Here is a 9638-nt window from a genome sequence, read left to right on the forward strand (position 1 = left end):
ACCTCGCATTTTTCGGTACGATAATAAATCGCTTCCACATCAAACAGCTATGCTCAATCCCAATCTGGATGAAGTCCAGCTTCTAAAAGAAGAATACGAACGTTACTCTCGCCACCTAATTTTGCCAGAGGTAGGCTTGGAAGGACAAAAACGCCTAAAAGCTGCTAGTGTACTGTGTATCGGTACAGGTGGACTTGGCTCACCACTACTTTTGTATCTTGCGGCTGCGGGTATCGGACGTATCGGTATTGTCGATTTCGATATTGTCGATAGTTCTAATTTACAACGTCAAGTCATACACGGTACGTCTTGGGTAGGTAAACCCAAGATACAATCTGCAAAAACTCGTATTTTAGAGATTAATCCTTTTTGCCAGGTTGACCTTTATGAAACGCGAATTTCTTCAGAAAACGCCCTTGATATCATCAAACCATACGATGTCATAGTGGATGGTACTGATAACTTCCCTACACGGTATCTTGTCAATGATGCTTGTGTGTTGCTGAATAAGCCTAATGTTTATGGCTCAATTTTCCGTTTTGAAGGTCAAGCTACAGTATTTAACTACGAAGGTGGACCGAATTATCGTGATCTTTATCCAGAACCACCACCACCAGGAATGGTTCCTTCATGTGCTGAAGGTGGGGTACTCGGTGTTTTGTGCGGTATCATCGGCTCAATCCAAGCAACAGAAACTGTTAAAATTATTATTGGTCAGGGTAATACCCTCAGTGGCAGATTGCTGCTGTATAATGCCTTAGAAATGAAGTTCCGCGAATTGAAATTGCGTCCCAACCCGGTGCGCCCGGTAATTGAGAAGTTGATAGATTACGAACAATTCTGCGGTATCCCACAAGCGAAAGCACAGGAGGCGAAACAGCAGATGGAAATTCCAGAAATGACAGTACAGGAATTGAAGCAACTGCTCGAAAGCGGTGCAGAAGATTTTGTGCTGGTGGATGTGCGCAATCCTCATGAGTATGATATTGCTAAGATTCCTGGCTCAGTCTTAATACCTTTACCAGATATTGAAGAAGGAAAAGGCATTGCTAAGGTAAAAGAAGCACTTAACGGTCACCGCTTGATCGCTCATTGTAAGATGGGTGGGCGTTCCGCAAAAGCTCTCAGTATCCTTAAGCAAGCAGGAATTGAAGGTACGAATGTTAAGGGTGGAATTACTGCTTGGAGTAAAGAAGTAGATCCTTCCGTTCCACTGTATTGAAGCAAGTTTTATTGGTTCGTAGTTGCACTTTAGTGCACTCAAGTGCAACTACAAACCTTTCAATTACGAACTTTGAAACGCTTTACTGATTGTTTTAATTTCCAACTCCAAAATCTGTTGGTTGAGGAATTATCGGATTTGCCCCCATATCTAGAATATCGTTTTGGGTTTGTATTCCTCGGTTCCAAATATTGAACTGAGTTTCTCTGTTTATTTTCCTTTGCTTGTATTGAACAGCAAGATTACAAACTTGAAACTCTTGAGGAGTTAACCACCCTCTCGATTGATATACTCTGTTACAGTCATTAATTACGTTGTCATACTGGTCTGCTTTTGCTCCTTGAACACCCGTAGTCGCGGATAAAGTAGTTCCAACTAATAAAACGATGCAGCATCTTTTCACTAATTTAGACATATACAAATCCTCTGAAAATACACCCGACTATAGACTTTGAGAATTTTAGCTATGCTCAATACTCGAAAATATTACGAGTTCCTAAGTATCTCTACAAAGACTCAAAAGATAATTCCCGAAAAAATTATCTTAGTACCATTCAGTATTTTGGCTACAGTAGGTGCTACATCTGCGTTACTAGTTGGAGATTGATCTTGATACTTTTGCTTAAAATCAGGACCAATCGCTACCATTGTGTTGAAAGTGTCAGCACGACTAAAGCTACCGTGCATTCCTTGACCTTGTTGTAGAGGTGTATCTGCTACTTCTACACCACAGGCTGTTTTATGAGCACGGAGGGGAGGTGTGTGGAGTCGTCACTGATGATTCATCCCAGGGCGTAAAACATGGGATGAATAATTCTGGTGCTACCTAGAATGGAATATCATCCACATCTGGTTGTTCGGTTTTCGGTGCTGTATAAGTTGAGCGCTCGTAATTTCTGCTAGGAGGTGTACTGCTGATTGGTTCGTCTTCGTGAGTTGCGCTAACAGGAGTTTTTGCTGGGGTTGCGGCTGGGAATGGTGGCTCGTAACTAAAAGGAGGTTTTTGGGAAGATGTGACAGGGATAGATGGAGATTGAGATGGAGCGTTAGTCGTGGTAGTAACTACCCCTAGAGGATGAATACGTTGCACTGTTAATTCGGCGCGTTTCTCTTTAAAACCTTCTGGTCTATCTATGGTATTCATATTTAAGCGACCTTCTAGAAGGATGCGATCGCCTTGATGGTGGTTTTGGTGAATTTCCTTGGCAAGATTTCCCCACCCTACGACTCTCAACACAGAAGGAGGATCATCTGGTCGCATTCCTGGAAATTGCACCATCATTTCTGCCAGTTCCATACCCTCTGGTGTATGCCGAAGTTGGGGTTCTTGAATTATTTCCGCCATTAAAATGCAGTTATTCATTGAAATACTCCTTATTGAAATATGGGCAGCACTTTAAAGATTAAGGATAAATATTTAATATATGTATGTATGTTGATTTTTTTGGCACTTCTTAATACTTCCTAAAAAAATTACATGATACTCTTAATTAAACTATTGAGTCCTGTTTTACCACAAAAGTTCAACTCCTGGCGCAAACAGTAATCGTTAGCGAGCGCTCATCCTCCCATCTCTATAAAAAGCAAGATACTGATTACTCCTTACGATAGTACAATTTTACTATAAAAAATGACTTTTGACTTCCCCAAAGGGAGTTGACATCTCCGTGTTTTCAAAAGTGGGGATTTTCAATCAAGTAATTTCCTGTAAACCTAACTCGTCTTATGAATGTCATCATTGTTGGTGCTGGACCAGCTGGTCTATTTTTAGCACATCGATTGCTAGCCCATAGCCCCAGCTATACGGTACAAATATATGACTCTAACAAAAATCCTACTGATCCAGAAATATCACAATATCCACCTCGCATCATTAGACTAGAAAAGCGAAACACTGAGTTTGGTCTAGTTTTTGGTGCCTGCCTACCGCGAAAAGATGGTAGTTTTAGTGCGCTGATTTTCTGGGAACCAATAGGCAGCAAGGATAAAATCAATCCATATGGAATTGCAACACCAGAAGAATTACAGCAGTTATTGCACCAGATGTCTCGAAAAAACTTGCCGCCACTCAGGTTAGATCGAGATCAAGCTATGACATTTTTAGCCGCCCAGCCAGGGAATGAATACTGGAGTGAATGCCGATGCTATCATGACTTAGAAGGTCAGGCAGTAATTATTGGTGATGCTGCACACGGAATGTATAGCCTTTTGGGACAAGGTTGTAGCGCTGCGATCGCGGATGCAGTTGCTCTTAACTCATTGCTTGAGCAGCATGGCGATCAATTGTCTATCGTCTTACCGAAATTTTCTCAGCAGCAAGTCAAAGAGGGTCATGCTGCTTCTGACCTTAGCCTGATTGCACTAACATTTTATCATCGATGGTTCGGTTTTCTCTACCGAGTCATCACTTTGTTATGGGTAGTAGTGCTAAGACAGCCAAGTATCTTTCAACGGGTTAATCAAGTGGATGTCAACTACGTGCAAGTACTACGAGAAAATAGATTGTGGATATGGCTTGCTAACAAGCTGCGTCCAATTAGCTCATAGTACCTTGCATTCGTATGACGGATACAGTTATAACTTCTAATTTGTATCAAAATATTCGGATGAACCCAATATTTGCGGGCGTAGTTAAATGGCGCAGGTTGTATTAGAAAACGTTTATAAAAGTTTTCCTTCGAGGAAAGGAGAAGATATTGACGCTACCGATCGTGCAGAAGGAGTCAATGTCTTGCGGCGGATTAACCTGACGGTGGCTGATGGTGAATTTATCGTGCTGGTGGGACCTTCTGGTTGTGGGAAAAGCACTCTCCTACGATTAATTGCTGGGTTGGAGACGATGACGGGAGGAAATATCTGGGTAGGCGATCGCTTGGTTAATGATTTACCTCCCAAAGAACGAAATATCGCGATGGTGTTTCAAAATTACGCCCTTTACCCGCACATGAGTGTGTATAACAACATAGCTTTTGGACTGCGCCGTCGGTTAAAAGGAGAAGAAGGGGGACAAGGAAAACAGTTGGCGGTTTGGGCGGAAAATTTACTAGTAGGGATGACAAGGGTATTGCCTAAAGGACTGCATTATCTTTCTAATAGAGAACGAGCAGTAGATGAGCGAGTGCGTTATGTTGCTCATCTATTACAGATGGAGGGTTTGTTAAATCGCCTACCTAAGCAGTTATCAGGTGGACAAAGACAGCGAGTAGCACTAGGAAGAGCGATCGCACGTAATCCCGAAGTGTTTTTAATGGATGAACCGCTTTCTAACTTAGATGCTAAACTTCGCGCCGAAACCCGTGCCCAAATAGTAAAATTACAGCGACAACTCGGTACAACAACAATTTACGTCACTCACGACCAAACTGAAGCGATGACGATGGGCGATCGCATTGCTATTCTTTCTGAAGGTCAACTACAACAAATAGCTTCCCCCTTAGAACTGTACAATCATCCTGCTAACCGCTTTGTAGCTCAATTTATTGGCTCACCACCAATGAATTTTATTCCTGTAGAGTTTCATGCTCCACTAGTAATTAAGAGTGGCGATTTTCGTCTTACTTTACCACAAGTTTGGGGAGATGCTTTGCAAAAATACGATGGGCGAACTCTGATTTTAGGTATTCGCCCAGAACACTTAATTTTAAGTATGCCTGCGACCAAAAATTGGAACGTGGAAGTAGAATTAGTTGAGAATCTTGGTAACGACACCTATTTATCTACAAAACTTGTTCAACCTAGTTTCCCTTCAAACACCACCAGCAGCACTGAAGTAAAAGTCCGAGTTCCACCGGATCGCCTAGTGCGTGTAGGTGAGCAATTATGGTTATCCTTAATGCTAGAAAAAGTTATCTTTTTTGACCCTGATACAGAGTCAGCAATATTTCCTTAAGAAGGGAGCAACCCCTGCGGGGAAGTCAAAAGTCACTCATTCAAAAGTCAAAAGTTAGGGAGTAAGGTAGGGTGCGTTAGGACGAAGTCCGTAACGCACCGCTGCTAAGGGTTTAGCGTTCTATTAAACTTCCACGACAAGTTCTTCTTGTTCTCTTTCAACAAACGCTTGAACGCGGGCGCGATAATCTCTTAGAGATTCATCTGTCCAATCGCGGTCATTACTGTTAGCGTATAAATGAACTAGAGGTTCGCTTGCATCTGGTAGAACTAACACCCAACTATCATCGTAGGGCTGACAAATTTTCACACCATCAATTAATGACAAGTTCTGTGCTGGGTGAGTTTCTACAAGGTGACGCATAAGCGCTCCCTTAACTGTCCAAGGACAACGTATTGTATGGCTCTTGTGACTCACACGGGGTAGTTCAGCGCGAACAGAAGCGAGCGATCGCTCCTGTATTGTTAGCATCTCGATCAGCTTAGCATTACAGAACATAGCATCAAATCCTGGATGCAAGGCAGGGAAAATAAAGCCTGTATCTCCACTACCACCCAACACAACATTGTGATTTTTCTGACAAGCTTCCATCAACGCTGTGGGATTTGCCTTGGTGCGAATCACCTTACCATCGTGACGACGAGCAATTTGTTCTACAGCACTAGACGCATGAACAGGTACAACGACTGTTCCGCGAGGTTGAGCAGTTAACACCATCTCTACCATTAATGCTGTTAAAGTTTCCCCACGAATGGGAATACCTGATTCATCGACCAAAATCGACTGCTCACCGTTAGCTGACACTTGGACACCAAAGTTAGCCTTTAGCGCTTCCACAACATGACCAAGCTGAGTAAGAAGTGCTTCCCGTTCTGCTGCTGATATAGCTGCTTTATTTAAACTGGCATTTAGCACAACTGCATCAGCACCAAACTTATCTAACATTTGGGGTAATACAGCACCTGAGACAGCGTAAACATAGTCAATTACGACTTTTGCTCGGCTGTTACGAAGTGTTTGAATATGTAACAACTTCTCGAAAGCTGTGCAGTATCGCTCAAGGACTTGACTGGGGTAAGCAACATCACCTATCTCGTGAATTTGCGCCCGTCGCATATCTTCCTTAAAGTAAGCCCCTTCAATTTTCTTTTCTAGAGCTTTGGAGATATTAATGCCTTTAGCATCCATAAACTCGATCAGAATGTAGTCGGGGCGATCAGGATGCACACGTACATGGATACCCCCAGCTACTCCCATTATTGGTATAACTGTGCGAGCCACAGGAATAGCTGTAGCGTCGAGGTTTTGAATGTCAATACCTACAGACAAAAGACCTGCTATTAATGACCGCGTAACCATACGAGAGACATTGCGTTGGTCGCGCGAAACTGTGACCCGACAACCAGGTTTTAAAGTAGAACCGTATGCAGATCCTAACTTAACAGCAAATTCTGGAGTAATATCGATATTCGCTAATCCTTGAACCCCGCGTTGTCCAAACAAATTGCGTTGAGCGGTGTTACCCCAGATCAAGTTAATATTTAGAATTGCCCCAGATTCAATCCTTTTACTTGGCCAAACCCTTACATTGGGGCTAATTTGAGCTTCTTCTCCCACAGTCGAAAGCGAACCTACGACAGAAGCTTCTAATACTTGAGCACGACGATCGACACGTGTACCACGAGCAATGACACAAGCCGAAAGATGTGCTTCTTCGCCAATTATCGCTCCATTCCAAACAATTGGACGTTTAAGATTAGCATAAGCCCCAATGGTAACATTATCACCAATTACGGTGCCTGCCTCAATTTGTACTTTTGGGCCAATACGGCAATTGTCTCCAATAATTGCTGGAGCTTCAATTTGGGCTGAAGGGTCGATATGAGTGTTTTGACCTACCCACAATCCTGGTGAATGCTCTGTGTAGGCAAAGTCAAGTTTAACTTTGTTGTATAAACCATCGTACTGAGCCTGACGGTAAGCGTCTAAATGACCAACATCACACCAATAACCTTGGGCGATGTAACCGTACATTGGCTCATCTTTTGATAACAGCAAGGGGAATAAATCTTTGGAAAAGTCCGTCTCAGTGTTTGCTGGCAGGTATTCTAAAACTTCTGGTTCTAAAATGTATGTGCCGGTGTTCACCGTATCGGAAAAAATTTCACTAGTGGAAGGTTTTTCCAAAAATCTGCGAATTCGGTTTTCCTCGTCCGTGATAACCACACCAAATTCAACTGGATTGGGCACACGTGTCAAAATCAATGTGGCTTTTGATTTGTTTTGTTTATGAAATTCAATTGCCGCTTGTAGATCAAAATCTGTTATACTATCGCCGCTAATTACTAAAAAGGTTTCATCAAGAAGTTCGGCAATGTTTTTCACACAGCCTGCTGTACCTAAAGGCTGATCTTCTTCTACAGCATAGGTTATTTGTACACCAAAATCACTTCCATCTTGGAAGTAGTCTCGCAAGACATCAGGTAAATAATGCAGTGTGGCAACCACTTCTGTAATTTGATGCCGTTTGAGGAGATTGATGATATGTTCAGCAATTGGTCGATTGAGAATGGGTACCATCGGTTTGGGCAAGTCGGACGTAAGCGGACGAAGCCGCGTTCCTGATCCTCCTGCCATTAGTACTGCACGCATAAATACTCCTTAGCTATTTGTACGCCTTCACTGCGTCAAGTTGAATAAAACAAGGTTTTGTTTTTCTTCTTTTAGTCTCCCAAAAACATTGCATTTCAGGAACTTCCACAAGATGCATACCGTCTCCCATAAGGATATCTACTCGTCACACTAGCTTGTTTGTCGATCGAAGATCAAGAAGGAGCAATGAGGGGTTAGACCCCCTATTCCATTATTGACGAAAGAGTTACCATGAGTAAAACTACTCAAGAGCTTGTATTATAAACACAGAACTTTTTTGCTCTTGTTTCCCAGGCTATTCTCAATACAATCGATCATCCGTAACTGGTATCGTCAAATATGTTTATTTTTAAAGACTTTAAAAGAATATAGTATAATCTATATCTACGCTCAAATTAGTGAGGTTTGAGGAAATTGCTCCCGGCTCTACAAGCCAAACAAGATGTAAATTGGGATTTACAAAGCGGAATATTCGTAGAATCTTCTTGCTATAACTAGGAAGAAAGTTTAGGAGTTAATGGCAATGAATGAATTATTCGTTATTATATTAATAGTTGCTTATGGTGGTGGGATTTGGAAATTTTGGAAAGGGTTCTACCGAACTAATTTTCAGCAATCTTTTTCTAATCGCCTCAAATTAGCATTATTATGGCCAGCTTTATTTATTACTAATAAATCCTATCGTCAAAACTTTAGAAAGGCGCTTAAGGGTTAAATACTGTTGCATAATTTCCTAAGATTTCCTAGAATATACTTCGGTTTATTCTAGGAAAATATGGATAGATACGTTTCGGTAGGTGAAGCAGCACAAATCAAAGGCGTTAGCATTGACACTTTACGAATATGGGATGACCAAGGGATTTTAGTGGCTGAGCGCACCAAAGGCGGTCATCGTCGTTACAAGTTGTCAGACTTAATAGATTTATTGGTGATTTAAAAATTGCTCTGCATTCCAAGAATTCCAATCAACGAGAGGCAATTCTTCGTGATGCAGCCACTTTTGTTGCATTGAAAGCTAAGCAATACAATTTTCCTATAGCTTCCGAAAAATTAGACTTTTCTAACAAGAAAACACAGCTACGAGAAAAAGGTAACAAATATGCAAGAATGCTATCCTCTTTCGCTTACAGTCAGTGGAATGATGCATTAGACAATGCTCTCCTTAAACACGGCATTTATCATAAAAAAGTTAATCCTGCTTATAGCAGCTTGATTGGCTTAACAAAGTTCATGTCAATGTATGGCATGAACTCTTCTACTGCTGCGGCGTTCGTCATAGCGCGTCGTGGTCGCAGATTTTCAGAAAGATTACCAAATCAACATCATTTACTTCCTTCCAAGTCCGCCTACGCCGAGGACAATAAGGCGAAGCACGTTTGGTCGCATTGGAGTAAAGTGCAAGGCAGTGCCAAAGGTACTCCGAGGCATCAATATTTTACTGCCCGTCTTAACAGGACGCGAAAGGTTACGCTTAATGGTCAACTTGTTCATTCTATGAGCCAGTATGGACTATTAGACAATCCAGTGCAACTGGAGCTTTTCGATGTTGGTGCGATTCCAACGGGAAATGATGCGGTATCCGTTGCCGCGTCTAGGTCTACACGAAAGCCGACTAAACGTAGTATATCTACTCATACTCAGCTTTTCCCAGATTTAAATTAACGGTTAAGAGATTCGAGTCGTGAGTCTCTGGTAGTTAGTCTGTAGTTGCAGTATTTATAACTTGCTTAATGCAACTACAAAGAAGATATGAACCACCCCACCGCATGGCGGATGGGGTTTCTAATTTACAGAGCGGGTTCAGTCGCTCCTAATAGTCGTGTATCAAGACGCTTCTTGAACCGTACCTTTACTTTTGTTGCCTACCCAAATATT

Annotated in this window: 9 protein-coding genes; 5 read left to right on the forward strand and 4 right to left on the reverse strand. The window is 42.0% G+C overall.

What is annotated here, in order from left to right; all coding sequences use genetic code 11:
- Positions 1-49: 49 nt before the first annotated feature.
- Positions 50-1222, forward strand: a complete 1173-nt coding sequence (gene moeB, locus G4P69_RS27745; RefSeq protein ID WP_208342566.1) for a molybdopterin-synthase adenylyltransferase MoeB — start codon at positions 50-52, stop codon at positions 1220-1222.
- A 94-nt stretch (positions 1223-1316) separates the two neighbouring features.
- On the opposite strand, the gene G4P69_RS27750 is transcribed toward moeB, so the two are convergent.
- The 3 genes from G4P69_RS27750 to G4P69_RS27760 all read right to left on the reverse strand — a co-directional run bounded on the left by G4P69_RS27750 (position 1317) and on the right by G4P69_RS27760 (position 2585).
- Positions 1317-1637: a hypothetical protein gene (locus tag G4P69_RS27750; RefSeq protein WP_208342562.1), complete on the reverse strand. Its 321-nt coding sequence runs from the start codon at positions 1635-1637 to the stop codon at positions 1317-1319.
- Between the two features lie 101 nt (positions 1638-1738).
- Entirely contained in the window at positions 1739-1909 is a 171-nt protein-coding gene (locus G4P69_RS27755; protein ID WP_243902446.1) for a hypothetical protein, read from the reverse strand.
- Positions 1910-2048: 139 nt separating this feature from the next.
- Entirely contained in the window at positions 2049-2585 is a 537-nt protein-coding gene (locus G4P69_RS27760; protein WP_208342560.1) for a single-stranded DNA-binding protein, read from the reverse strand.
- Between the two features lie 362 nt (positions 2586-2947).
- Between G4P69_RS27760 and G4P69_RS27765 the strand changes: the two genes are divergently transcribed.
- The gene (locus G4P69_RS27765; RefSeq protein WP_208342553.1) at positions 2948-3769 is read left to right on the forward strand and encodes an FAD-dependent monooxygenase family protein; all 822 of its coding nucleotides are present in this window, start codon (positions 2948-2950) and stop codon (positions 3767-3769) included.
- A gap of 88 nt (positions 3770-3857) precedes the next feature.
- A complete protein-coding gene (locus tag G4P69_RS27770) occupies positions 3858-5111 on the forward strand; it encodes an ABC transporter ATP-binding protein (protein ID WP_208342550.1) in 1254 nt (417 codons plus the stop codon).
- Positions 5112-5234: 123 nt separating this feature from the next.
- Here the strand turns inward: G4P69_RS27770 and G4P69_RS27775 are convergent, their stop codons facing one another.
- Positions 5235-7763, reverse strand: coding sequence for a mannose-1-phosphate guanyltransferase (locus G4P69_RS27775; RefSeq protein ID WP_208342549.1), 2529 nt, complete (start codon positions 7761-7763; stop codon positions 5235-5237).
- 775 nt (positions 7764-8538) lie between these two features.
- On the opposite strand from G4P69_RS27775, the gene G4P69_RS27780 reads away from it, so the two are divergent.
- A complete protein-coding gene (locus G4P69_RS27780) occupies positions 8539-8700 on the forward strand; it encodes a MerR family transcriptional regulator (protein WP_208342547.1) in 162 nt (53 codons plus the stop codon).
- Positions 8701-8870: 170 nt separating this feature from the next.
- A complete protein-coding gene (locus G4P69_RS27785) occupies positions 8871-9425 on the forward strand; it encodes a hypothetical protein (RefSeq protein WP_208352595.1) in 555 nt (184 codons plus the stop codon).
- Positions 9426-9638: the final 213 nt, after the last annotated feature.

It is taken from the genome of Aetokthonos hydrillicola CCALA 1050, assembly GCF_017591665.1.
GTDB classification, from domain to species: Bacteria; Cyanobacteriota; Cyanobacteriia; order Cyanobacteriales; family Nostocaceae; genus Aetokthonos; species Aetokthonos hydrillicola.